Source organism: Segetibacter aerophilus (assembly GCF_007991655.1).
In the GTDB taxonomy this organism is placed as follows: domain Bacteria; phylum Bacteroidota; class Bacteroidia; order Chitinophagales; family Chitinophagaceae; genus Segetibacter; species Segetibacter aerophilus.
In genome coordinates, this window is sequence record NZ_BJYT01000004.1 from 176,351 (window position 1) to 200,790 (window position 24,440).

General features: G+C 40.4%; 16 protein-coding genes and 1 other RNA gene. 9 read left to right on the plus strand and 8 right to left on the minus strand.

Annotated elements, in window-relative coordinates; genetic code table 11:
- Positions 1–56: 56 nt before the first annotated feature.
- Positions 57–2,441 (plus strand): alpha-ketoacid dehydrogenase subunit alpha/beta, encoded by a 2,385-nt coding sequence (locus SAE01_RS06775; protein WP_147202913.1) that lies wholly within the window; start codon positions 57–59, stop codon positions 2,439–2,441.
- A 179-nt stretch (positions 2,442–2,620) separates the two neighbouring features.
- On the opposite strand, the gene SAE01_RS06780 is transcribed toward SAE01_RS06775, so the two are convergent.
- Both SAE01_RS06780 and SAE01_RS06785 read right to left on the minus strand, forming a co-directional pair.
- The gene (locus SAE01_RS06780) at positions 2,621–4,150 is read right to left on the minus strand and encodes a malate:quinone oxidoreductase (protein ID WP_147202914.1); all 1,530 of its coding nucleotides are present in this window, start codon (positions 4,148–4,150) and stop codon (positions 2,621–2,623) included.
- Positions 4,151–4,216: 66 nt separating this feature from the next.
- Positions 4,217–4,411, minus strand: a complete 195-nt coding sequence (locus tag SAE01_RS06785) for a hypothetical protein (RefSeq protein WP_147202915.1) — start codon at positions 4,409–4,411, stop codon at positions 4,217–4,219.
- A gap of 81 nt (positions 4,412–4,492) precedes the next feature.
- On the opposite strand from SAE01_RS06785, the gene SAE01_RS06790 reads away from it, so the two are divergent.
- Genes SAE01_RS06790 through SAE01_RS06800 form a run of 3 tightly spaced genes read left to right on the plus strand, consistent with a single transcriptional unit; the run spans position 4,493 to position 7,678 of the window.
- On the plus strand, positions 4,493–4,966 hold the full coding sequence (locus tag SAE01_RS06790) for a hypothetical protein (RefSeq protein ID WP_147202916.1): 474 nt from the start codon (positions 4,493–4,495) through the stop codon (positions 4,964–4,966).
- Positions 4,963–6,243, plus strand: coding sequence for a hypothetical protein (locus SAE01_RS06795; RefSeq protein ID WP_147202917.1), 1,281 nt, complete (start codon positions 4,963–4,965; stop codon positions 6,241–6,243). The genes SAE01_RS06790 and SAE01_RS06795 overlap by 4 nt, the downstream gene beginning before the upstream one ends.
- Before the next feature lie 7 nt (positions 6,244–6,250).
- A complete protein-coding gene (locus SAE01_RS06800; RefSeq protein ID WP_147202918.1) occupies positions 6,251–7,678 on the plus strand; it encodes a Dyp-type peroxidase in 1,428 nt (475 codons plus the stop codon).
- Positions 7,679–7,884: 206 nt separating this feature from the next.
- Here SAE01_RS06800 and SAE01_RS06805 read toward each other — a convergent pair whose 3' ends face one another.
- The 3 genes from SAE01_RS06805 to SAE01_RS06815 all read right to left on the minus strand — a co-directional run bounded on the left by SAE01_RS06805 (position 7,885) and on the right by SAE01_RS06815 (position 11,736).
- The gene (locus SAE01_RS06805; protein WP_147202919.1) at positions 7,885–8,625 is read right to left on the minus strand and encodes a glucosamine-6-phosphate deaminase; all 741 of its coding nucleotides are present in this window, start codon (positions 8,623–8,625) and stop codon (positions 7,885–7,887) included.
- Between the two features lie 198 nt (positions 8,626–8,823).
- Positions 8,824–10,035 carry an ADP-forming succinate--CoA ligase subunit beta gene (gene sucC / locus SAE01_RS06810; protein WP_147202920.1) on the minus strand — a complete coding sequence of 404 codons (1,212 nt, stop codon included), beginning with the start codon at positions 10,033–10,035 and terminating at the stop codon, positions 8,824–8,826.
- A 153-nt stretch (positions 10,036–10,188) separates the two neighbouring features.
- Entirely contained in the window at positions 10,189–11,736 is a 1,548-nt protein-coding gene (locus SAE01_RS06815) for a S8 family peptidase (protein ID WP_147202921.1), read from the minus strand.
- A 196-nt stretch (positions 11,737–11,932) separates the two neighbouring features.
- Here SAE01_RS06815 and SAE01_RS06820 point away from each other — a divergent pair, with 196 nt between their 5' ends.
- The 4 genes from SAE01_RS06820 to SAE01_RS06835 all read left to right on the plus strand — a co-directional run bounded on the left by SAE01_RS06820 (position 11,933) and on the right by SAE01_RS06835 (position 18,616).
- Positions 11,933–12,304, plus strand: coding sequence for a DUF4031 domain-containing protein (locus SAE01_RS06820; RefSeq protein WP_147202922.1), 372 nt, complete (start codon positions 11,933–11,935; stop codon positions 12,302–12,304).
- Between the two features lie 255 nt (positions 12,305–12,559).
- Positions 12,560–15,733 (plus strand): TonB-dependent receptor, encoded by a 3,174-nt coding sequence (locus SAE01_RS06825; protein WP_147202923.1) that lies wholly within the window; start codon positions 12,560–12,562, stop codon positions 15,731–15,733.
- Between the two features lie 136 nt (positions 15,734–15,869).
- Positions 15,870–16,961: a PAS domain-containing sensor histidine kinase gene (locus SAE01_RS06830; RefSeq protein ID WP_147202924.1), complete on the plus strand. Its 1,092-nt coding sequence runs from the start codon at positions 15,870–15,872 to the stop codon at positions 16,959–16,961.
- A gap of 296 nt (positions 16,962–17,257) precedes the next feature.
- Positions 17,258–18,616, plus strand: a complete 1,359-nt coding sequence (locus SAE01_RS06835) for a site-specific integrase (protein WP_147202925.1) — start codon at positions 17,258–17,260, stop codon at positions 18,614–18,616.
- A gap of 583 nt (positions 18,617–19,199) precedes the next feature.
- Here the strand turns inward: SAE01_RS06835 and ssrA are convergent.
- Positions 19,200–19,577: a transfer-messenger RNA gene (gene ssrA / locus SAE01_RS06840) on the minus strand.
- 78 nt (positions 19,578–19,655) lie between these two features.
- On the opposite strand from ssrA, the gene SAE01_RS06845 reads away from it, so the two are divergent.
- Positions 19,656–21,452: a MutS family DNA mismatch repair protein gene (locus tag SAE01_RS06845; RefSeq protein WP_147202926.1), complete on the plus strand. Its 1,797-nt coding sequence runs from the start codon at positions 19,656–19,658 to the stop codon at positions 21,450–21,452.
- 97 nt (positions 21,453–21,549) lie between these two features.
- Here the strand turns inward: SAE01_RS06845 and rseP are convergent, their stop codons facing one another.
- Both rseP and SAE01_RS06855 read right to left on the minus strand, forming a co-directional pair.
- Positions 21,550–22,896, minus strand: coding sequence for an RIP metalloprotease RseP (gene rseP / locus SAE01_RS06850; protein ID WP_147202927.1), 1,347 nt, complete (start codon positions 22,894–22,896; stop codon positions 21,550–21,552).
- A 262-nt stretch (positions 22,897–23,158) separates the two neighbouring features.
- Positions 23,159–24,316 carry a 1-deoxy-D-xylulose-5-phosphate reductoisomerase gene (locus SAE01_RS06855; RefSeq protein WP_147202928.1) on the minus strand — a complete coding sequence of 386 codons (1,158 nt, stop codon included), beginning with the start codon at positions 24,314–24,316 and terminating at the stop codon, positions 23,159–23,161.
- Between the last annotated feature and the right edge of the window lie 124 nt (positions 24,317–24,440).

Below are 24,440 nucleotides of genomic sequence, written 5' to 3' on the forward strand. Positions count from 1 at the left end.
AAGTTGTATTTTTTAACACAAATGCGTTTGCACCCCCATTATTTATAAGTTTGCATATGGATAATCAGCATTTAAATACTGAGATTAGCGAAGAAGTAATGTCGTATGACAGGTTTCGGCAGGAGATTTTACAGGATTACAAGATTGCAATGGAAAGCCGCGAAGCCAGTTTACTTGGTAGAAGAGAGGTGCTGACGGGGAAAGCGAAATTTGGAATATTTGGTGATGGAAAAGAGGTAGCCCAAATTGCGATGGCTAAGTTTTTTAAAAACGGGGATTTTAGATCAGGGTATTATCGTGATCAGACTTTTATGTTCTCTACAGGTCTTGCAACTATTCAACAGTTCTTTGCTCAATTATATTCTGACCCAGATATTAATAACGATCCTTTTAGTGCCGGTCGCCAGATGAATGCGCACTTTGCCACAAAGTTTGTTGACGAAGAAGGAAACTGGTTAGACCTTACCAATCTAAAAAATATATCTGCTGATATCGCTCCTACAGCCGGCCAGATGCCAAGAGCACTTGGTCTTGCCTTAGCATCAAAAACATTTCGAAATCTCGGTGACACAAAGGAGCTGGTAAATCTTAGTAACCACGGCAATGAAATTTGCTTTTGCACCATCGGCGATGCAAGTACTTCTGAAGGACATTTTTGGGAAACAGTGAATGCAGCAAGCGTGATGCAGGTTCCCTTAGCCATTTTTGTGTGGGATGACGGTTATGGCATTTCTGTGCCAAAAAAGCTTCAAACTACAAAAGGGTCAATTTCTGACGCGCTCTCCGGTTTTCAAAAAAATACCCTCACTAACGGTATCAATATTTATAAGGTAAACGGCTGGGATTACGCTGGCATGTGTGAAGTTTTTGAAGCTGCGCTGGATGAAATGCGCGAAACGCATACTCCTGCACTTTTTCACGTAGAAGAGATCACCCAACCGCAGGGCCATTCAACAAGTGGCAGCCATGAGCGTTACAAAACCCACGAAAGACTACAGTGGGAGAAGGAGTGGGATTGCATAAAGAAATTCAGGGAATGGATTATCGCCAACGGTCTTGCTGCAGAAGATGAGCTGTTTGATATAGAATCAGCAGCTAAAGAGTATGTGAGAGCCAGCAAAGCAAAAGCCTGGGAAAATTATATTGCACCAATTAAAAAGCAGGTGGCTAGAGTGGTTCAGGTGATGAATGCAGTTGCGAAACAACATCCTGTAAAATCAGAAGAGCTTAAAAAGCTAACAGCTGAACTACAAACGAATCGTGAACCACTTCGCCGGGACGTAATGAAGACTCTTGGAACAGCCTTGCAAATAATTCCTGCTAGTAAAGAAGTCAAGAGTTATTATGAAGAGTTGAAGCGCGAGAACAAGCTCATCTTCAATACGCATTTATATAACGAAGGGCCCAAATCTGCTTTAAGAATAACTGAAGTAAAAGCGACTTATGCGAATGATGCACGAATTGTAAACGGCTTTGAAATACTCAATAAGTACTTTGATGGTTTATTCGCTACTAATAAAAAAGTCATTGCCTTTGGCGAAGACGTTGGAAGAATAGGAGATGTAAACCAGGGATTTTCAGGCTTGCAGGAAAAGCACGGATCTCACCGCATCTTTGACACAGGTATTCGCGAACTTTCTATTATTGGCCAAGGGCTTGGGTTAGCGCTACGAGGACTTCGGCCCATTGCTGAAATTCAATATCTCGACTACCTGCTCTATGGCCTGCAACCGCTTGCTGACGACGTTGCCACTACACATTATAGAACCAAAGGTTTGCAAAGTTGTCCGCTAATTGTTCGCACCCGCGGCCATCGTCTCGAGGGCATTTGGCACAGTGGTTCTCCAATGGGTATGGTCATTAATGCGCTGCGCGGAATCTTCATTTGCGTTCCTCGAAATATGGTGCAGGCAGCGGGTATGTACAATACCCTGTTAGAAGGCAACGACCCTGGTTTAATGATAGAAAGCCTGAACGGTTATCGCTTGAAAGAAAAGTTGCCATCAAACCTGCTAGATCTCAGAGTGCCTCTTGGTACTCCTGAAATTCTTCGTGATGGAGAAGATGTAACTATTGTTTCCTACGGCTCCACTTTGCGCATAATAAGTGAAGCCGCAAATTCGTTGCAAAAGTTAGGTATCAGTTGCGAGATTATTGACGTGCAAACACTGGTGCCTTTTGATCGCCCGCTTACCATCCTTGCTTCCCTCAAAAAAACGAATCGTATTATTTTTATCGACGAAGACGTGCCGGGTGGGGCCGCCGCGTACATGTATAATAAAGTGCTCGAAGAACAAAACGGCTACCGCTATTTGGATGTAGCCGGAAGAACCCTAACGGCGCAGGCTCATCGTCCATCTTACGGAAGTGATGGCGATTATTTTAGTAAGCCAAATGCGGAAAATATTGTCGAAACAATCCAGCAAATGATGGCAGAGTAGTTTTAATAGTGAACATTAGCTCTTTATGCGTTATCGTTGCGACGCTCCGTTCAGCAGTAAATCTTTAATCAGCTTTTTCACTATTGACATAAACGTGCCTTATTCTGTTCTTTCATAAAAAAACCCTTGTAACTAATTTAAGCTACAAGGGTTTTTTTATACTTAAAAGTTTCAAAGTATTATTGATGTATTTCCTCAAGTACACCTTCTGCAAACTGCAATTTGAGAACTTCGCTTGTTTGCCTTCTTACTTCTGCACAAAGTTTTCCATTTGACGCCAACGATTGACCATAAGAAGGAATCATTTTCTTCAGCTTCGATTGCCATTCAGCTGTACCTGCCTTGTCTTTGAAGCAACGCTTTAAAAGATCCAACATTATAGAAACCGCCGTTGAAGCCCCGGGAGACGCGCCCAACAATGCCGCAATAGTTCCATCAGCAGAACTAACTACCTCTGTTCCAAATTCAAGCACACCACCTTCTTTTTCATCTTTTTTTATTACCTGCACCCGCTGACCTGCAATTTCTATTTCCCAATCTTCGAGCCTTGCCGCGGGCAGGTATTCGCGAAGCGCATCTAATCGATCTTCCGGCGATTGCCTTACCTGGTCGATCAGGTATTTAGTAAGAGGAATATTTTTAATTCCCGCAGATAACATAGGCCCAATGTTTCCCAATTTTATCGACATCGGCAAATCCATATACGAACCGTGCTTCAAAAACTTCGTGGAAAATCCGGCGTAAGGTCCGAAGAGTAACTCTCGTTTGCCTTCAATCATTCTTGTATCAAGGTGTGGTACCGACATTGGCGGTGCTCCCACAGAAGCTTTTCCATAAACTTTTGCATTGTGTTTTGCGATTACTTCCGGGTTTGTACAGCGCAACCATTGACCACTCACCGGGAATCCGCCGAACCCTTTTCCTTCTGGGATTTCTGATTTTATCAGCAGCGGTAACGAACCTCCGCCGGCCCCAATGAAAACAAACTTTGCTTGCAGCTTACGTCTTTGGCCTGTTACGGTGTTTTTCACGTTTATCCGCCACATGGTTTCGCCCTCGTCCTTTTCAAGGTCGCGCACCTGGTGGCTAAAATGAAGAGATACGCCGGGCTGCTTCTTTAAATGATCGAACATGCAGCGGGTAAGTGAACCAAAATTTACATCTGTTCCAATATCCATTCGTGTTGCCGCCACTTTTTCTTCAGGATCACGGCCTTCCATCACCAAGGGGATCCATTCTTCCAACTGACTTTTATCCTCGGTGTATTTCATGCCTTTAAAAAGGTGACACGATGTAAGAGCCTCATACCGTTTCCTTAAATATTCAACGTTTTTTTCCCCCCAAACAAAACTCATGTGTGGAATAGGTCGTATGAAAGAAGGCGGTACAGTAATAAAATTTTGCTGGATAAGATATGCCCAGAACTGTTTTGAAACTTCAAAAGACTCAGCGATTTTTACAGCTTTACTTGTATCAATTGATCCGTCTTCAAGCTCAGGTGTATAATTAAGTTCACAAAATGCAGAGTGACCCGTTCCTGCATTATTCCATGCATCAGAACTTTCTGCTGCGGCAACATCAAGGGTTTCAAAAATTTCTATAGTTAAATCGGGTTGCAATTGCTTTAGCAACACTCCGAGAGTTGCGCTCATTATACCGGCTCCAATCAAGACTACATCAGGATTATTTGAATTTTCATTTGTACTCATGCTATATGTTCTTATTGATGAAATGCTTTTAAACTGCAAAAGTACTTTCTACTTAAATTATGCCACTCATCGTATTGTAATAATTTGTGGTTTAATCATTTTCCATCCAAGCCACTGCTCATACATAGCGATCAAGCCTTTTTGTGGTAATTTTTGAAAAAGCGTAAAAAGGCAGTAAAATCTTTCAAACCTTACCATCCAATTATTTGATGCTATCGTCTTCCCTTGGCTCTTCTTCAGTAAACGAGTAATCTCATCCATTTATATTATTTTTTTTCTGATTAGTATTTTAAAAACCCGCGAATTATATTAGAGTTCTTTCGTTTTTATAACCAACTCGTCATGAACCCAGGAGATAATCTCAATAGAGATATTAAAACTGAGAAGGCAAATTCCTTCTACAAAAAATTCTTTCTTTTTGCAGCGTTCTGGAATGTTGGAGCTGGATTATTAGGAGTAGTCTCACTGGCGTTCAACATCAAACTGTTTTACAACGTGGTAGATTACTCTGCCGATTATCTCTTCAAAATTCACTATTACAATTTCTGGCTTTTTATACTCATCATGGGTATTGGGTTTTATTTTGTCTCGAGGGATGTAAGACAGAACTATGCAATGGCTATTGTAGGTGTCCTCGGAAAAACAGCGGCAGTAGGTGTATGGTTATATTACTATTTTTTAGGTCAGGCTACCTACATGGTATTGGTTGCCGGGGCTGGAGATATGTTACTCGTATTGGTGTTTATAGTCTACCTAAGTTTTACCCTTAAAAACTATAAAAACCCTAGTACGTTGAATCAAAAATACCAGCTATGATGAATGTTCAGGACGGATTAACCCTCCTTTTTGATACACGAGAAGATAAACTGCAGGATCTAATACAGCTATTAAATAAATTGTCGGAGAATATTGAGGCGAATGACCTGATGCCTTTTGGCAAGATGAAAAAAATCCATTTTGCGCGTTGGGTAATGATGGATGCAACGCACGACGTAGACGGAAATCCAATACCGGCTCACCTGCTTTTCGAATCTGATTACGACGGTGACGAAGCGGAACATATAAACGAGATGCTGGATGTTGGCTTGCCCGGTTTCATAAAAATATTTCGCACTTGCAAAGGATTTCCTGAAAAGGAAAATGTGACACGTGAAGAAGTATTGGTTTTCATTAATAGTCACAATGCACCAAAGACCGGTTTGTTTATTGGAGCTTGGGGTAGATCGGTTGAGCAAATCAAGCAGGAGAAAGAGTTATACTACGCGGTCGAAGATTACCTTGATGCAAACAGGGAAGCCTTAATAACTAAATCTCCCCTTGAAATACGAAATAAGGTGCGTGAATATGTTTGGAGTAAGGACGAATTCGCGTGGTCGAAAGTTCCCCCGGGTAAAAGATCTTTCAAGCAAAACTTTCAATACTACGGCTACCTCGCTTTCCTGGTCTGTTGTGCAATTATATTGCTGCCTTTTCTTTTGATCATGGTCATTACCGCATTAATAATGCTTCGCCGCAGGGAAATGAAAGAGCCAGCTACAGACCATCACCTTGATAAATCAAAAGTAAGCTTACTGCAAAAGCACGAAAAATTCAATTTACAAAACCAGTTTTCCGCCGTTGGTAATATAAAGCCGGGAACGTTTAGGCTGCGATTTTTGAAGAAGACCTTATGGATGATAAACAGGGTAAGCCGGTATGTTTTCAATAAGGGAAAGTTGGCCACCATTCCATCTATACATTTTGCAAGGTGGGTTTTTCTTGATGATCATAAACGGTTAATCTTCATTAGTAATTATGACGGAACTTCTGATCAATACCTTACTGATTTTGTAAATAAGCAGCCTGCTCCTATGTCTGCAATTTTTTGCCACATGATGGACTTCCCCAAGACCAAATGGCTTGTACTGGAAGGCGCCAGGGACATGAAGGGTTTTGTAGCATGGGCCCGAAAAAAACAAATTCCTTCCCAGGTTTGGTATAGCGCTTATAAGGACATTACCGTAAAAAATATTATTGCCAATACCAATGTTCGCATGGGTCTGTATGGCTCTATCAGCGATAAGAAAGCGCAACAATGGTTAAACCTATTATAATACTAAGATGGTCACACTAGCTAAGAAAGAAATACAGGGGTTAATACTTCGCGGCTACAGCAACTTGCCAAACGCTATCTATTTGTTACTCCAAATAACTAACGTAGAAAATGCAAAAAAATGGCTGGCAGAAATTGGTGACCAAATAACAGATGGAGACACTAAACCGCGGGAAAACGCGATGAACATTGCGTTTACGCTAGAGGGCATGAAAAAATTAGGTTTGAGCAAAAATGCCTTAAAAACCTTCTCGGGTGAATTTGAAGAAGGCATGTCAACAGAACACAAACAATTGATGTTTGGCGACTATGGTAAAAGCGATCCAAAAAACTGGGCGTGGGGAGGACCACATTGTCCTGAAGTGCACGTAATGCTGATGCTGTATACAGATACCAATGAGCGCTTGGAAACATTTAAAAAGGTAGTAATTGAACGAATAAATGCGGCGGGGATAACAATACTCGAAAAAATAGACACGTGCAGGCCTGATAATGAAAAAGAGCATTTCGGGTTTAAGGATGGTATCTCACAACCCTTCCTAGCGGAGTTGAGCGAAAAAGGACCTGCGGACGATCCGATAGCAATAGGAGAATTTATCCTTGGTTATAAGAATGAGTATGGACAGTACACGGACAGCCCGTCGATTTTACCATCTGAGGATCCTGCTAATTTGTTTCCTGTCGAACCTGAAACAAACAATAAAGATTTCGGTGCAAATGGCAGCTATCTTGTTTTTCGTCAACTGGGGCAGGATGTGAAGGCATTTTGGGATTTCGCCTATGAGAATTCGAAAGATAAAAATGGCAATTATATACACGAAGAAGCCGTTAAACTTGCATCTAAAATGGTGGGACGCTGGCCGTCCGGAACTTCCCTCGTCGATAGTCCTGAGAAGGATGACCCCTCAATGTGTGATAAAAATGATTTTCTATACCATACGCAGGATCCGCAGGGACTTGGTTGTCCGTATGGTGCCCACGTTCGCCGCAACCATCCCCGCGATTGCCTGGAAGGAATTCCTAAGGAGTCGTCTTTTATTACAAGAAAACATCGATTGCTAAGAAGGGGCCGCTCTTTTGGTGCACCTGTCGCTAAATCTATGAACCCGCAGGATATCCTTAAAACAAACGACACTGCACCTTCGGGTGCACGGGGCCTGAATTTTATTTGCTTTAATGCAGACCTTGCCCGCCAGTTTGAGTTTATTCAAAACATATGGATCAATAATCCAAAATTCCAGAGCCTGACAGATGAATTGGATCCACTGGTAGCAAACCCTTTAGGGCGGGGTAACAATAACGAAACAAACAGCTTTTCGATACAGGAGAAACCCTTCCGTAAAAGACTTCAAAATCTTCCAATGTTTGTTCACACCATGGGCGGCGCCTATTTCTTCATGCCTTCGATTTCTGCTGTCAAATACTTAGCTTCTTAGTTTGATGCTTTTCAGGATAAAAATTCTGCAGCGTTAAAAACGGCAGCATTAACGCCAATTCTTCACTCATTTAGTTATTGATCTGCGTAGATTAGTGCATTAGTAAAATTGCTATTAAAAAGGGTCAAAGCTGTAAATATAAAATTGACACTCTGCCCAGGAATTGCATCTTGGAAGCAACAGTCATACTGAAAAAATTAAGACCCTTATTCGTACTTGCTTTTGTCGATTAATAACGCCGAGTCTGCGTCTAAAAAAATATAAAACGAGGGGTGGTCGCGAAGAAAGGTTGCAGGAATTTCGGTTGAAATCTCCGCTTCAATCACCTGTTTAACGATTTCGGCTTTTCGCTTTCCGCTAACCAGCAGTACTACGTTTTTAGCGTCCAGCAGCGAAGCAATTCCCAATGTCAAACCCTTTGTCAATGATCGCTTTTCTTTAAAATATTTCTGTCCAACCTCTTGTGTCTGAGGGTGTATATCTGCTATATGTGATCTCAGTTCAGGTGACGTTCCTGGTTCGTTCATTCCAACATGACCATTCAATCCTAAACCAATAACGGCTACGTCTATACCACCATTCGCAGCTATGAAGTTCTCTACCTTATCACATTCCTTTTGTTTTTCTGGCGACCTACCATCGAAAAAACAAATGTGCTCATGAGCAATTTTTAACGGCTCAAACAACTGTTGATTTAAGTGATACCTGCAGCTGCCTTCATCGTTTTCATTCATCCTAACCCATTCATCAAGACTGACGAAGTTCCAGTCAGTAACGGAAATTTCGCCCTTTTGCACGCTAGCTACCAACTCTCTGTACAATCCCGCGGGGCTATCTCCGGAGGCAGTACAGATAAGAGGAGTTGTTTGCTCCTTCACTCGTTCATTTAAAACCGCAAACGCCTTTTTGGACATCGCTTCATAAGAATCAGATACAAATATTTTCATTGAATAAATTAAAGAAACAATTTTTGAATAAAATGCTCTTAGTAAAGCTTTTTTAAAAGCCGCTGTTGCAATAGCTACTATCTGTCAACGCCCCCACGATGTTCAATAGTTGTTATCTGCCAGGTACAAAAAATCCCACCGATAAGGTGGGATCTACTTATAAAACTTATTACTTATTACATACAACTTAAAACACTCTTAAGCTACCGCTTTTTTCACAAGCTCAGCTGCCTCGCTCAACAAAATTGCACTCTGAACTTTTAAGCCGCTTTCATCTATCAGCTTTTTAGCTTCCTCGGCGTTGGTTCCTTGCAGGCGAACGATGATAGGAATATTAATATTGCCCATCTTGTTATAAGCCTCTATAACACCCGAAGCAACACGGTCGCAACGAACAATACCTCCAAAAATGTTGATTAGAATTGCTTTTACATTTGGATCCTTCATAATAATCTTAAAACCAGCTTCAACAGTTTGTGCGTTTGCAGTACCACCTACGTCAAGGAAGTTTGCTGGTTCACCACCGGCAAGTTTTATCATATCCATAGTAGCCATTGCAAGGCCGGCACCATTTACCATACAACCAACGTTGCCATCCAACTTTACAAAATTCAGGTTATACTGACCTGCTTCTACTTCGGTAGGATCTTCTTCGTTTACATCTCTGAGATTAGCAAGATCAGCGTGACGCATTAAAGCATTCTCGTCTAAATTCATCTTGCAATCAACAGCTATGATTTTTTCATCGGCCGTTTTAAACAATGGATTTATTTCAAGCATACTGCAATCGAGACCACAATATGCACTGTATAAATTGGTAACGAACTTAACACAGTTCTTAAAGGCTTCACCACTCAGTCCAAAGTTGAAAGCAATTTTTCTTGCCTGGTAACCTTGCAAACCACCACCCGGGTAAACCCACTCTTTAAATATTTTATCAGGAGTATTATGAGCTACTTCTTCAATGTCCATTCCGCCTTCGGTGCTGTACATAATTACATTCTGACCTTTCGCGCGGTCGAGTAGTATGCTCAGGTAGAACTCTTTTACAGGGTTTGGACCAGGATAATAAACGTCCTGTGCAATCAGCACCTTACTTACTTTTTTACCTGCAGGTCCTGTTTGAATAGTAACCAAAGTGCCACCCAATATATTTTTAGCAATATTCGAAACGTCTTCAAGGCTTTTGCCTACGGCCACACCACGCTGTTCTTTCCCTTCAATTTTTCCCTTGCCACGTCCGCCTGCGTGTATTTGCGCTTTCACTACCGCAAAGTTATTGCCCGTGTCATTTTTGATTTGCCTGTATGCTTCCTCGGCAGCCATAACAGTATCTACAGCGATGCCTTCCTGTACAGGAACTTTGTATTTCTTTAGTAACTCCTTAGCCTGGTACTCATGCAAATTCATATAGCTAATTTATTTTTGACGAAGATAGTTGAATTAGAAATCGGGATTTAGAAATTGAGCATTTTTTGTTTGCTGGCGAGTTTGCGAAGTGATGCTCGTTGTAAGATATTTAATGATAATAGCTACGCTTATAATTCTAACTATCTCATAGAATTAATTCGTTGCCGCATCAGCGTTTAGTTTACCCCAGCCATAATTGCTGCTTTTGTTTGGATACCCACTTGCTGTAACGGTTAGTTTATTTATTAGCTGGTCTCTTGTATAAGAAGGGAACCGGCTCCATACAAGTGCTGCAATGCCGGAAGCTGTAGCGGTGGCTACTGACGAGCCGCCTACAACGGTTGGAACGTCTCCGCTTGTTGCTGTTGATAAAGCTTTCAGGCCGCTACTTTGCTTCTGCATTACTATTACAAAGTCGACCTGCTTCCCTTTATGACAAGCCTCACATGCTGATAAAGAAGAGAGATCTTTTACCCCGGTTACAGCCTGAACCTCATCAAGACTCGCAGGAAACATAACACCGATTAAAGTTGCAAGAAAACTTTTTGAAGTGCCTGCTGCACAGAACATGACCTTGCCTTTGCCGTAAGCATATTGGATAGCGTCTTTAATTTGTCCACTGTTAGTAATACGGGCCATGCTCATGCTTACAATCTTTACGCTTTTGTTGTCTGCGGCAAATAGATATGCGTCGCTTACTCCCTTTACTTCGTTACTGCCGTCGATATACACGTTGTTTGCAGCGCGGCAAACTATGAGGTTGCTGTTATAAGCAACGCCACATGAATTGCCGTCATTCCCTCGCGGCGCAGCAATCGTTCCGCTCATGGTAGTGCCATGCCCGCACGCGTCGTTGGTATTGCTTCCTCCGGGTAGGGTTACTATTTTTTCGATTGTGCGCTCACCCGAGTATCCCTGGTTGAATTGGCTGCCGAGGTTGTCCTGATCCGGACTCACTCCTGTATCTATCACCATTACCTTCACGCCTGTTCCTGTTGACTTAGTCCAAGCCTGGGTGATTTTGTGGTAACCAAAATTCCAAGAAACTTTTGTGTTTGGAAGAAGCGAGATGTAGTCGGAACCGGCAATGAGGGAACTGCTTCCGCTATAGCCACCACACCCAATACCTCCAAAAAGACCATCACTTTCAGAGCGTTGAGCTGGCCCTGCATCTTCTTTGTCAAATTCTTCTATCGGATCATAGCCCATCGGTTCTGCATAGCGAACAAGATTATTACGTCGTAATTGTTTTACGGTTTGCAGGCTAGAAATCTTTACATCCAATACCGGTAATTTATTTTCTTTCCATACTTCCAGTGTTTCAAATTGTATTGTTGCATTTCTTTTTTTCTCTTCATTAAATATTATTTGCATCACTTTTTCTTTAGTTGCCCGCCAGTCGCTTTTTGTAATGTCAATTGAAGATTGTCTGTTGTCGATGCTTGATTCGTTTTCAGGTATGTAGCCGATGGACATGATACTGTCACTGTTTATTAAAGCACTCCATACCATTTCGTCGGTAGCATCTTTCCAGTCAAATGATCCCTTTTCCAATAATTGTTGCTGAATGAAATGATTGATCTGTTCGTTGCTCAATGGCTGCCCTTGTTCCTGATTTGGAGTAACGGCTTGTAGTTCACTGTTTTTTTTGCAGCTGCAAATGACACATGCTATGAGGATGCATTTTAAAATTTTGGTCATAAAAATTGGTTGAAGGATTAAAGGATTAATGTATGAAGTATTAAGTGAAACTCAAAACTTGGAAGCTCGATCCACTAGTCACTTCGGGAGCTACTTCCCGGTTTAAACGTTATTTAATGTCTTTTTTGAGTATGAAAAAACCTTTTTCGTAGGGTAGTTGGCGGGCTTGTTGAGGCGTATTTACAAATCCTGTTGTATGGTTTATACGGATGGCAGTCACTTGACAGCCAACAATCTTCATGAGCTTTATAATTACGCAAATAAAATAGGTCTGCATCCAGATTGGATTGATTTTATGGGAAAGACTATTCATCCCCATTTTGATATCTGTGGACATGTGAAAAGAAGAGTACTGGCAGATGCGGCTGTAAAAAAAGTGAGTTGCAAGGAACTGGTGAGGTTATGCAAATTGAATTTCCGCCTACCAGAAAAAGATAGCGACTTGCAGGAATGGGATCTTCATCACAACAAACATTCGTTGGATTTACAGATGCCTTCAGAAAGCGAATACGAAAGAATGATAGACAACATTTTTAAAAGGACAGGAATTGAACGTTTCCGCCCTTAAATAATCTGCCCCTCAGGGAAATTAGCAAAGGAAAAAAGACCTTTAATTTTTACCTACCTTCTTTTTATAAAAGCCTTTTATTGCCTCCAAAACATTTAAACTTACGGCCCTTTGTAGGTATTGCTATATCCATTTTTATACCCTAATTTGTTTAAACAAAGACGGGTTTTCGTAACTCAACAATAATATTAAGATTACAATATCTTAATAGGTCAACTCTACTTTTGCTGCAAATTTAAAATCAAAACTAGCCGTATGTGTAAAAATCTATTCACTCTTCTATTAGTGTTATTTGGCCTTTTGTCTGCAAACGCAATAGCACAGACGACGCAAGCATCAATCTCCGGAATAGTATTGAACAATGACAAAAAACCACAGGTAGGTGCCTCGGTTACGGTTCGCAACGAATCAACAGGCTTTACTACAAAAGCTTTAACCAATGCACAAGGAGAATACACTTTTAAGGAGCTACCCCTTGGGGGACCATACACTGTAAGTGTTACTTATGTGGGGTTTGGAGAGCAAAAGATAAGCGGTTATACACTCAATCAGGGCGACGCAGTAAAGGTCAATATCAACATGCAGGTTAGGGAGAACACCCTTGAAGTGGTACAGGTTGTAGCATCAGGTTTAAAAAATAAAATAGAAAACATTGGCGCCGCTACTGCGATCTCTGCCCGTACAATGACACGGCTACCTGTTAACGGAAGAAACTTTACGACATTGATGGATCTTTCTCCATTAAGCAGGGGAGGAAACATTGCCGGCCAATTAAATTCTTCCACGAATTACACAATTGATGGTATGAATGCTAAGAACCCTACTTCCGCGGGATCAACCACAAGCCGTAGTGGTGCTCCATATTCCATTTCTATAGAAGCTGTTAGAGAATTTAAAGTAGTTACGAATCAATACGATGTTACCTATGGAAGAAGTGGAGGAGGAACTGTTAGCGCTGTAACCAAGTCAGGAACTAACACATTAAGTGGAAGCGCATTTACTTACGGCCGCGACAATCGCCTGGCCAGTAGTTATGATATCAGGGGTAATAAGCGTAATAACAATTATTCTACTTACCAGTATGGATTCTCCTTAGGCGGTCCCATTATTAAAGATAAACTACATTATTTTGTTGCGTGGGATCACCAGCAGGATAAACGTTCTTTAGTTATTGCTGATGTACAATCGCCAGCGGATGAGACAAGGTTCAACGTAACAAAAGCTACCCTTGATAATTTTGTAAGTATTGCCCGTGCCAAGTACGGAGTTTCTAACAAAGCACAGTATGGTTCATTTGATAAAAACCGCGGTTCTGATGCTGTTTTTGCCCGTCTTGATTGGCAGATCAACAGCAAAAACTTGCTAACGATTCGCGACAACTATACGAACGACCGAAATAAGTTAGGGCTGACAGATAATACGGCAATTAATCTATACGAATCAACTGGCAATGATTTCAACAGGGATAACAGTCTGCTTGCAACCTTACGTACTTCTGTTAGTTCACGCGTTACCAATGAGCTGAAAGTACAGCACCTCTACACTTTTCAGTCGAGCGAGCCCGGTGATGATCTGCCTGGGGCAAACATACCCAGGGCAATTGTAGAAAACGTTACCTCCTCAATTGGTGGAGTTACAAGGTCAACAAATATTCAGATCGGGGGTCATCGTTTCGCCCAGGAAAACTTTGATAACAACGTAGTGCAGGTGGTCGATAATTTATATTACAACACGAATAAAATTAAATACACGTTCGGGATAGACGCTATGAATACCCGTTCACATTCGAGATATGGTAGCGAGGTAAACGGGAGATTTCATTACATTAACCTTGCAGCATTTGAAAGCAATACACCTTACAGGTATTACCGCGAAGTACCTATTGTACCTGATCCAAGTGTAGTGGGCAATATCCAAAACTTTGGGGTATATGCGCAAATGCAAACTACCCTCGCACCGGGTTTAGATCTGACAGCCGGTTTGCGCTTCGATTACGCTCATTATCCTTCATCTCCTCTAAATCAGTTAGTTTTTGATGAGCTGAAATTACGAACAGACAATAAACTTAAATCTTCGGTAATACAGCCACGTTTTCAATTTACGTGGGATGTGAATGAAAAACGTACGGACTTTATTCGTTTCGGTGCCGGCATTTTTGCATCAGACATTAATAACTATGTCTTGATCAATAACCTGGTGTTTGATGGTAAGCATTCAGCTACCGTGGATGTAAGAGCCCCTAATATTCCACCTGTTGATTTCACGGCTTATCGTGCTGATCCATCGAAAATTCCCACACTAACCGACTTTCAGCTGCCTACCATCAACACAAATGGTACGGATGCGCAAGTGCCGGTAATGTATAAGGCTAACCTCTCTTATAGCCATTATTTTACCGCTAAGTTTAAAATGAGTATAACAGGTTACGCAACACTAGGTCGACACAATTATATGTATGTGGACCGTAACATGGCCGCCCAGCCTTTTTTTACATTGCCTGACGAAGACAACCGCGGCGTGTATGTGCCATTAAGCACCATGCCTGCAAACGGGGCCGGCGATTGGCTTGAAGGACGGATCAGTAAGAAACTGGGGCGCGTATTGGAATTAAATAGCCAAGGTAAGGTGAACCAGTTTGCAATAGTTGTCGATGGTACTTACCAGTACTTTAAAGATGGAGATATCTCTTTTAGTTACACTTGGAACGATACAAGGGATAATACGTCGTACAATGGTAACGTCGCCAACACGGCTACTCTTTCCTTGCAGGTGAAAGATGATCCGAGGGATTTAAGTAAAATGAGTTATTCCGATAACCAGTTCAGGCATAAGGTAGTTGTTTATGGGTCCTTACCTACATTTTATGGTGTAAGTATTGGAATTCGCTACTCCGGAATTGGTGGCACCCGTTATACTTTGTTATCGGGTGCTAACAGTAACGCAGATTTTGTTTCAGGTACAAATGACCTGGCATTTATTTTCGACCCTAATAATCCTGCTGTACCAGTGAACGTTCAAACAGGATTAACGGCAATTCTTAATAATTCTGATGCAAGCCCAAGTATCAAAAATTATATCACTAAGTACTTTGGCAAAATTGCAGAAAGGAACGGCGGCGTGAACGGTTTTTATGGCATCATCGATGTAAGGGTAAGCAAGAAATTTAAACTGTATAAAGCTCACAATCTCGAATTGTCGGCGGATGTGTTCAATGTGGCAAACGTCTTCAATAGAAACCGAGGTGTAAACAAATCTTTAGGAAATCAAAACCTCTATGCTATTGGCATACCTGCAACCAGTACAAGTCCTGCTCTTCCAGCTTTTGATGCTTCTAATAGAAGATTTAATTATAGAGTAAATACTGCTGGTATTGCAACTCCGTCAGGTGACCCTTTCCAGGTTCAAATAGGGCTCCGGTACAACTTCTAAAAGTTGTTCGCCTGAGCCTTTAATTAAAACGAGATTTTATCACATTATACATTTATTTAATTTGGCATATCTTCGTTTTCCAGTAACTACCTGAAAAAGGTGCATACTGAAGTTGACAAGAAATAATGTCGATTTTATGGAAACAACAGAACCGCTACCTTCAGGAAACCCCTTACAGCGACTGCCCGAATTAACGGAAGAAGTGTTCTTTGCTTTTCATCTGCAGATAAACAAGATGCTTTATCTCAACGAGGCGTTCGAACGCATTTGGAATATTTCCCGCGAGTCAATAGGTTCTAAGCTGAACTTGCTCCTAGAAACCGTTCATCCTGATGACAGGTCTCATGTGACATCTAGTTTTTTCAATCTCAAGGAGGATAAGCAAAAGCAAACTATCGAATTTCGAATACTGCAACCCGAAGGGAGTATCAAGTGGCTTAAGGTTGATGCGTACTTGTCGGAAAAAAGTGACAATAAAATTGTCGTCGGAACAGGTTCTGATATTACTGGGTACAAAAACTACATTGAGACCTTACATAAATTTTCGAATAAGAAGAATTCGATTCTACAAATTTTATCTCATGACCTTTTAGGACCGCTTGGAAATATTCAAATGTCTGCACTAATGCTGTCAAAATATCCGGAGATAGCAGAGAATGAGGATATTATGGAATTAATTGACCTGGTTGATAAAAACAGTAAGCGAAGTGTCACTATGATTCGAGACTTGATTAACAGGGAATTTCTTGAATCAAGCGAAACAACATTGGTTAAACAAAGGGTTGATATTGTTTTAAAAATTCAGGAGATTATTGAGCAATACAAAGATCCGCATACGGTCGCTAGGCAAACTGTCGATTTTGAAACTCCCCTCAAGAGCCTGTATGTATCTATTGATGTCTCAAAGTTTATGCAGGTCGTTAATAACCTTCTCTTGAATGCTCAGAAGTTTACTCCTGACGGAGGACATATTGTAGTGAAGCTGGAAGATCAACAGCAAACGATCATTATAAAAGTGCAGGATAATGGAATTGGAATACCAGCAGAAATGCAGCCTTTTATTTTTAACAAATTTACAAAGGCAAGAAGAATGGGTATTAAAGGTGAACCTACTACCGGACTTGGTATGTCAATTATAAAAACAATTGTAGAATGGCACGATGGCCGCATCTGGTTTGAAAGTACAGAGGGAAAGGGGACTACTTTTTATGTTGAAATACCAAAGTAAGTGATGGAGCTATTTGCTACAAAAATAAAAAAATAAAAAAGTCTGCCACTTTAGTTGCAGACTTTTTTATTTTTTCTTAATGCCAAGTAGTGGAGCTGAGCGGAGTCGAATGTTCCATATCTATCTTAAATCAGCCTTACTTAAACTTATATTAAATACTTGATTATTAATGTCTTAATTGGAATTGACGTAAATAAAGGTAAACGGAATTAAACCTAGATAAGTAAAAAATTGCTACCTTTTTTGCTACCTATTTATTTAATAAATAGTATCTTCAATGTTAAACCTAGGCTACTATGGGAACAATTCGCTACGTCCTTCGCTTAGATAAGTCTTTAAAAGATGGCACCTCTCCAGTTGATTTAATCTACCAAGTATCGGGTCAAAGAAGGTATTACAGAACTAGAATAAAACTTCATCCTTGCTCCTGGGATTCCGGAACGCAAAAAGCAGTTTATATTGATAAAAAATTGGCTAAATCATTTGCAATCGATTTTTATTCCTTGCCCGCCTTCAGTGAAGTAGAAGAAACTAACATTCATTTAAATAAACTTTCCTTAACTATTATTGAAATTGAAAAGCGTTTTGAAATGGATAGCGTTGCTTATTCTTCTGAAATGGTTGTAGAGAAGCTTAACCAGCAACAGAAACCAGCCACTAAGAAGGAGGAAGCGTCTAATATTTTGTTTGATTTTATGCAAAAATATATTGACGAGCATAAAGACATTCGTACCAGGACGAGCATTTCTGTTTATAAATCAGTCAAGAACCACTTGCAGGATTATTGTAAAAGCACTGGCAAGAAAGTCACTTTCGATAATTTGGATTACAGTTTTTTTCAGTCTTTCCAGAATTTCTTATATCAAGACAGAACAGTTTTACGAGAAAAAAATGGCGAGGTAGAAAAGAAAATTATTAAAGGACTAAATAATACTACGGTAGCAAAGCAACTAAGCACAATAAAGACTTTTTTAAATTATGCTAAACAGCAGGGTGTTGAAGTCAGTGACAAGTATAAAGATTTTAAAATAAAACGTGAAAGCCTTGAGGTAATTGCACTTACGAACGAAGAGTTTGAAACACTTTTTCACATGGATCTGTCAGGCAATAAGCGACTGGCCAATGTCCGAGATGTTTTTTGTTTTGCATGTGTTACTGGTTTAAGGTATTCAGATTTATGGCAATTGAAAAGAGAGCACATAAAAAGTGAAGAAATAAGGCTTACAGTTAAGAAAACAAAAGAAATCCTCACAATACCATTAAATCTTTATTCTCGGGCAATTTTGAAGAAATATGAAGGGATGTTAAAGCCTTTACCAGTTATTTCAAATCAAAATATGAATTATGCATTAAAGGATCTTTGCAAACTTGCTTGCATTGACGAACAAATAGAGATTGTTCGTTTCAGAGGCATAAAGCGGGAAGCAATTACATATCCAAAATATGAGTTAGTTGGTGTTCATACAGGTCGAAAAACGTTTTGCACCTTGTCATTAGAAAAGGGGATGTCGGCAGAGGAAGTAATGTCAATTAGTGGCAATTTAGACTATAGAAGCTTCAAACGTTATGTGAAGGTTACAGAGCAGCGAAAAAAAGTTGTAATGGTTAAAGCCTGGGGAGGTTCTCATGAAGAAAATCAGCTAAAGGCAGTGTAATACTATTTTGACAGATCTTACTTTTTTTTCACCAGCTAAAATTTCAGTTCAACTCAAAACTATGTGCAAAAATTCAGTGCGCCTGTATTAAGGCGAGCGGTGTTTCTGTCGAACAAAAACTCATTGCTCGTTTATTACTCCCGTTGGTCGTATAAAATGTCTTATCCCAAAATTGCCTCTAATATTTTTGATGAATGCACCGCATGATATTAAGTTTTGGCCCGACCAAAACATAGCTGGCTCACACTCTCTAATTTTACTCACACTCTCAAATTTTACCTTCACTGTAATTTTACGCCTCCAATTTCAGGTGCGAGTAATATTTTGCACTTTAAGTTTCTCCGAACTTGTTAAAGGAGGCAGGTAAAATATTTATGACTGGGGCGGGTGAAAAAGAAAAAGTAGAGCAGTACCTCTCATTCCCATGTGAAAAATATCAAGGTTGTTTTACACTTGAGGAAAGCTTTGTGGCTCGGTAAGTGTAAAAACATATGAAAATCCTTTTAAATTTACTACCTTTTTTGCTCCCTATAAAAAAAATAAGAGGATAAGATATTGATTTACAATACACTTATCCTCTTAACCGTGGAGCTGAGCGGAGTCGAACCGCTGTCCAAACATATTTGCCATAAGCCTTCTACATGCTTATTCCGGAATTATTTGTCGGGAAGCAGCCGGAGCCGGACGAACCAATCACTTCCTTAGCTGTATGGTCTTACACTACAGTCACAGCCTTCCGTAGTGGCAACCCGTTTTGTTTGTTTGATTCGGCGGGGAAGCGTGGTAACAGGTCAACCTGCATTCCCGGCCATAATGGGTGCTAATTCTCTGAATTAAGCAGCCATGGCGTAAGTATTTTCGCCTTTTGTTTGTTGAGCTTTCAGATTAAAGTGCTAATAACACAACGCACTGCATGCTTATACCCACAACAACCTATGCTGTCAAAACCAGGTACAGCCCCATTGTTGTTGCGCAAATTTACTAAACATTGCTATTCCAATCGTTATCTTAACGTTTTTATTATGTTCTTACTATAGCTATGAACCAACAGAAGACACCAGGAGAAATATACAAACAACAGGTAAGTTATTATTCGGATCTCTTAAGAAAACTAAAAAGTAAACGAAGCAATATTGGTTGGTTAAGATTAGTAATAGTTCTAGCGATACTACTTCTCATTTATTCTCTTTTCTTCAAATCCTCCCTGATAACATGGATACTAGTCGCTGCAGGAATTGCTCTTTTCCTTTATGTAATTTCTATTGACGCAGATAACAATGAAAAGATAGCCGACGCTCAGCGATTGTTATTTATTAACCGGGAAGAACTGGAGATACTATCAGGAAATTATCAAAACAGGGAAGACGGCATTTCTTTTTTACCTCATGAACATCCCTATGCCGGTGACATAGATTTGTTCGGAACAGCATCTCTTTACCAATATATAAGTCGTTGCACATCGCAGCAATCGAAACAATTATTAGCGACCGCCCTGCTCCAGGCATCTGAAGAAAACGTCATAATAGATCGACAAGCGGCAGCAAAAAGCCTGGCTCCACAATGGGCGTGGCGGCAGAATCTGCAATCAACGGGTATGGCAAATCCTTTGACTTTTGCAACCGAACAAAAGATAAAGGTATGGCTGTCTATGCCTAAGCCATTAAAGCAGGCTTTGTGGAAAATATTGCCTGTTGTATTCACTGCTATCACGTTAGCCACTGTAGCAGCTTACCTTTTTGGTTGGATCAATTCTTCTGTTTTCTGGCTGCTTGTTTTTGCTTACTTTCTTTTTGCTAAATACACAAGTGCAAAAGTAATTCAGACATATACGGCACTTACAAAAATCGAAGGTGAACTAGACACGCTCTACAAGCAATTGTTGTTGGTAGAAAAGTTGCCTTGTAGTTCGCCATTATTAGACTCTTATAAAGAGATTTTAGTGTCTAAAAAGGGCGGCACTGAAGGCATTAGAGATTTAAAGGAAATACTAAAACGCTTTGATTTTCGGTTAAACCTCCTTGTGTTCTTTGTTTTAAACACGTTCTTTCTCTGGGACGTTCGGCAAACGCTAAGCCTGAATAAATGGAAAGACAAGTATGCACTGGTAGTGCCGGAATGGTTTAAAATATTACAAAACATCGAACTGGTAAATACCCTTGCAACACTTACTTTCAATCATCCTACATGGAATTTTCCAACCAATTCCAGTGAACATTTTACTTTGATAGGGGAGAACATCGGGCATCCGTTAATAGATGAAAAAAAGCGTGTTGATAATTCCTTCTCTACCAGCGGAACGGGGAAAGTAGCCATCATAACAGGTTCTAATATGGCGGGCAAAAGTACTTTTTTGCGCAGTATTGCCGTCAATCTTGTACTTGCACAATTAGGAGCGCCGGTGTGTGCAAGCACATTTGAGTTTAGCCCTGTTAAGCTTTATAGCAGTATGCGAATTGCCGATAATCTTGCAGAAAATACTTCTACTTTTTACGCCGAATTAAAGAAATTGAAAAGTATCATTGACCAGGTAAAACAACATGAAAAGGTCTTCATTTTACTCGATGAAATTCTGCGAGGCACCAATTCTCTTGATCGTCATACAGGCTCAGAGGCATTGATCCGACAATTAATAAGGGAGCAGGCTGTAGCAATAATTGCAACGCATGATGTAGAACTTGCCAATCTTTATAAAACGCAGCAAGGTGCTGCCAGCAACTATCATTTCGACGTTCAGGTTGAAGGAGAGGAATTGTACTTCGATTACAAGTTAAAGAGCGGCATTTGCCAAAGTATGAACGCATCTTTGTTGATGAAGAAGATCGGCATTGAAATGTAAAAGCTTTTTGGAGTTTATTAGATTAGGAAGAAGGTAGAAAACAGCACAGTTCCTTAAGCCCTTCCAATTACTTTCGATCTTTTTAGAACAGATTCTCTTATTTGAACAATCTCCAAAAGTCCAGACCTAAAGCATAAGCCATCAGTCCCAGAAGTAATACCATACCTACCATCTGGGCATACTCCATAAACTTATCACTTGGCTTGCGACCACTCACCATTTCCACCAAAGTAAATAAAGCATGGCCGCCATCAAGCGCCGGGATAGGCAGTATATTCATAAAGGCGAGAATAATCGAAAATATGGCTGTAAGAGTCCAAAACTTTTGCCAGTCCCATAAGCTTGGGAAAGTATTGCCGATACTGATTACACTACCCAAAGAGTCGCTTGCATTTACCTTACCCGTAAACAACTGCTTCAATCCGGTAACATAACGGTCTAAAGTTTCAAAGCATTTATTAAAGCCAACAGGAAATGATTGAGCTAGCGTATAAGTCTTTACAGTTGTTCCAAACAAAGTACCGGGCGTTCTAAAGTATATTCCTAAAGCACTCTTCTCATTAACCTTCACTTTTACGTCAACCGTATCTGTTCCCCGCAGCAATTTCATTGGGACATCAACGTTTTTCAACTTGCTTTTTTCCGCATCAAATTCATGAAAGAATTGAACAGGTTTATTATTGAAAGCAATGAGTTTATCCCCTCTTTCAACTTTACCTTGGGTGAAGGTTGCACTCTGTGCAACGGAGTCGAATATTACCGGGAAGCGAACGTCAATGAATCCTTGCAGTTTGTTTTTATTTAGTTGCTTAACTAACCCATTAGGAATTGGAATTGTTACCGACTGACCGTTCCTGTCAACCTGTAATTGTTTGGCTTCAGACAATATAATTTCAGCTTCTACAGTTTCAATGTTATCGACCGGTTTTCCGCCAATTGAGACAATTTTATCGCCGTCTTGCAGACCTATTTTTGTTGCAAGCGTGTCGGCATGTATACCGTAAGTAAGATTCTTTGCAGGTAAATATTCCTCACCCCACACATACATAATCATTATAAAAAGAGCGATAGCAAGCACAATGTTTACAACCACTCCGCCGATCATAATTATTAATCGTTGCCATGCTTTTTTGCTTCTAAACTCCCACGGCTCGGCTGGCTTTTTAAGTTGCTCTTTGTCCATGCTCTCATCTACCATTCCGGATATTTTTACATATCCTCCAAATGGTACCCACCCAAGACCATATTCGGTTTCACCTATTTTTTTCTTCCATAAACTTATTCCCGGATTGAAGAAAAGGTAGAATTTTTCTACCCTGCATTTAAACCATTTGGCGGGAAAGAAGTGGCCCATCTCATGTAGTACCACCAATATAGAAAACGATAAAATAAATTGTCCTGTTTTAACTGCTACGCTACTCCAGTCTATAGCTAATAATGTCATGTTTACCCTAATCCCCTCGGGACTTTAACCTTAAATCCGTATTCTAAGCGGAGTTAAGAATGATGAAATTTTTTTAACCGGTTTTGATGTACCTGTTGTAAGTTTTTGGAAATCAACAGTAGTTCTGTGGCTAGCATTGTTGTGTCACTCACTTGTACCGTCTGCTCATTGTTCGGCAAATAAAAACATAAACCGCGAAAGTATTACAAGTATTTACGTTAAAGGTTCGGCACGTGTAAGCCACTTTTTGCATGCTGCTAACTTACATTTGAATCAAAGACGCTGCAAAGCTTCGTGCCTCTCCATCGCTATCAAAATACTCATCTAAGGTTGGAGTTTCAATAAAAGGAATTTTGTTCATCGTTTGCTCTACCACCTCGGTCATATCCAAAAACCCGATGCGGTTGCGGAGAAAAGCATATACTGCTATCTCGTTCGCGGCATTCAAGATACTCGGCATGTTTCCACCTTTATTCAATGCTTCTATTGCCAGACCTAAATTTCTAAACGTTTTAATATCCGGTTCTTCAAAGTTTAAAGTCGAGAATGTACGGAAGTTTAAACGAGGGGAGTTATTTGCAATCCGGTTTGGAAACCCTAAGGCATACTGTATAGGCAACTTCATGTCAGGCAAACCCATTTGTGCTTTGATACTTCCATCTTCAAACTGCACCATGCTATGAATAATGCTTTGAGGGTGTATAACAACCTGGATCTGATCAGGCGCTAAATTAAAGAGCCATTTAGCCTCTATCATTTCAAGGCCTTTATTCATGAGCGTCGCACTGTCAATAGTAATCTTTGCACCCATTGTCCAGTTGGGGTGTTGTAGCGCGTGATCCCTTTTTACATTTACCAGGAAGTTAGGTTTTTTACCTCTAAACGGACCACCACTTGCAGTCAGGATCACTTTTTCTATCCGGTTTCTTGTTTCACCCACAAGGCATTGAAAAATGGCAGAATGTTCGCTGTCCACTGGAATTACAGGTACTCGTTTTTCCATTGCCTTTTTCATTACAATGTCTCCTGCAACAACCAATGTCTCTTTATTGGCGAGTGCTACAGCTTTACCTGTTTCCAATGCTTCAAGGGTTGGTTTTAAACCTGCATAACCCACAATCGCCGCCAGCATAAGGTCGTAGCAATCCATTGCAGCTACTTCTTCCAAAGCTTTTTCGCCGGCGAAAACTTTTACATCTGTTCCAGCTAAGGCCTCTTTTACTTTAAAATATTTTTTTTCGTCGCCTATTACTACAACGTTAGGGTTGAATTTTATTGCCTGCTGCACCAATAGTTCATCGTTGGTTTGGGCAGTAAGAACTTCAGCAGAAAATTTCTCAGGATTAGCCGCAATAACCTCGAGTGCTTGTGTACCGATTGAGCCTGTCGAGCCAAATATTGCTATTCTTTTTTGAGACATAAATTTTAAAATCAGGGGCGGTAAAGATATAGGAATATTAGATTTTAAAAATTGATGAGAACGGTAAGTCGTTAAAGCACCCCGTCGCTCTTATAACTTCAATCGGAATTGAAGAAGTCTTAAC

Coding starts and splice junctions, on each gene's coding strand:
- SAE01_RS06835 (WP_147202925.1), top strand. CDS start 17,258: ATGGGAACAATTCGCTACGTCCTTCGCTTAGATAAGTCTTTAAAAGAT.
- SAE01_RS06845 (WP_147202926.1), top strand. CDS start 19,656: ATGAACCAACAGAAGACACCAGGAGAAATATACAAACAACAGGTAAGT.
- rseP (WP_147202927.1), bottom strand. CDS start 22,896: ATGACATTATTAGCTATAGACTGGAGTAGCGTAGCAGTTAAAACAGGA.
- SAE01_RS06805 (WP_147202919.1), bottom strand. CDS start 8,625: ATGAAAATATTTGTATCTGATTCTTATGAAGCGATGTCCAAAAAGGCG.
- SAE01_RS06780 (WP_147202914.1), bottom strand. CDS start 4,150: ATGAGTACAAATGAAAATTCAAATAATCCTGATGTAGTCTTGATTGGA.
- SAE01_RS06815 (WP_147202921.1), bottom strand. CDS start 11,736: ATGACCAAAATTTTAAAATGCATCCTCATAGCATGTGTCATTTGCAGC.
- SAE01_RS06775 (WP_147202913.1), top strand. CDS start 57: ATGGATAATCAGCATTTAAATACTGAGATTAGCGAAGAAGTAATGTCG.
- SAE01_RS06820 (WP_147202922.1), top strand. CDS start 11,933: ATGGTTTATACGGATGGCAGTCACTTGACAGCCAACAATCTTCATGAG.
- SAE01_RS06790 (WP_147202916.1), top strand. CDS start 4,493: ATGAACCCAGGAGATAATCTCAATAGAGATATTAAAACTGAGAAGGCA.
- SAE01_RS06800 (WP_147202918.1), top strand. CDS start 6,251: ATGGTCACACTAGCTAAGAAAGAAATACAGGGGTTAATACTTCGCGGC.
- SAE01_RS06785 (WP_147202915.1), bottom strand. CDS start 4,411: ATGGATGAGATTACTCGTTTACTGAAGAAGAGCCAAGGGAAGACGATA.
- SAE01_RS06825 (WP_147202923.1), top strand. CDS start 12,560: ATGTGTAAAAATCTATTCACTCTTCTATTAGTGTTATTTGGCCTTTTG.
- SAE01_RS06855 (WP_147202928.1), bottom strand. CDS start 24,316: ATGTCTCAAAAAAGAATAGCAATATTTGGCTCGACAGGCTCAATCGGT.
- SAE01_RS06795 (WP_147202917.1), top strand. CDS start 4,963: ATGATGAATGTTCAGGACGGATTAACCCTCCTTTTTGATACACGAGAA.
- sucC (WP_147202920.1), bottom strand. CDS start 10,035: ATGAATTTGCATGAGTACCAGGCTAAGGAGTTACTAAAGAAATACAAA.
- SAE01_RS06830 (WP_147202924.1), top strand. CDS start 15,870: ATGGAAACAACAGAACCGCTACCTTCAGGAAACCCCTTACAGCGACTG.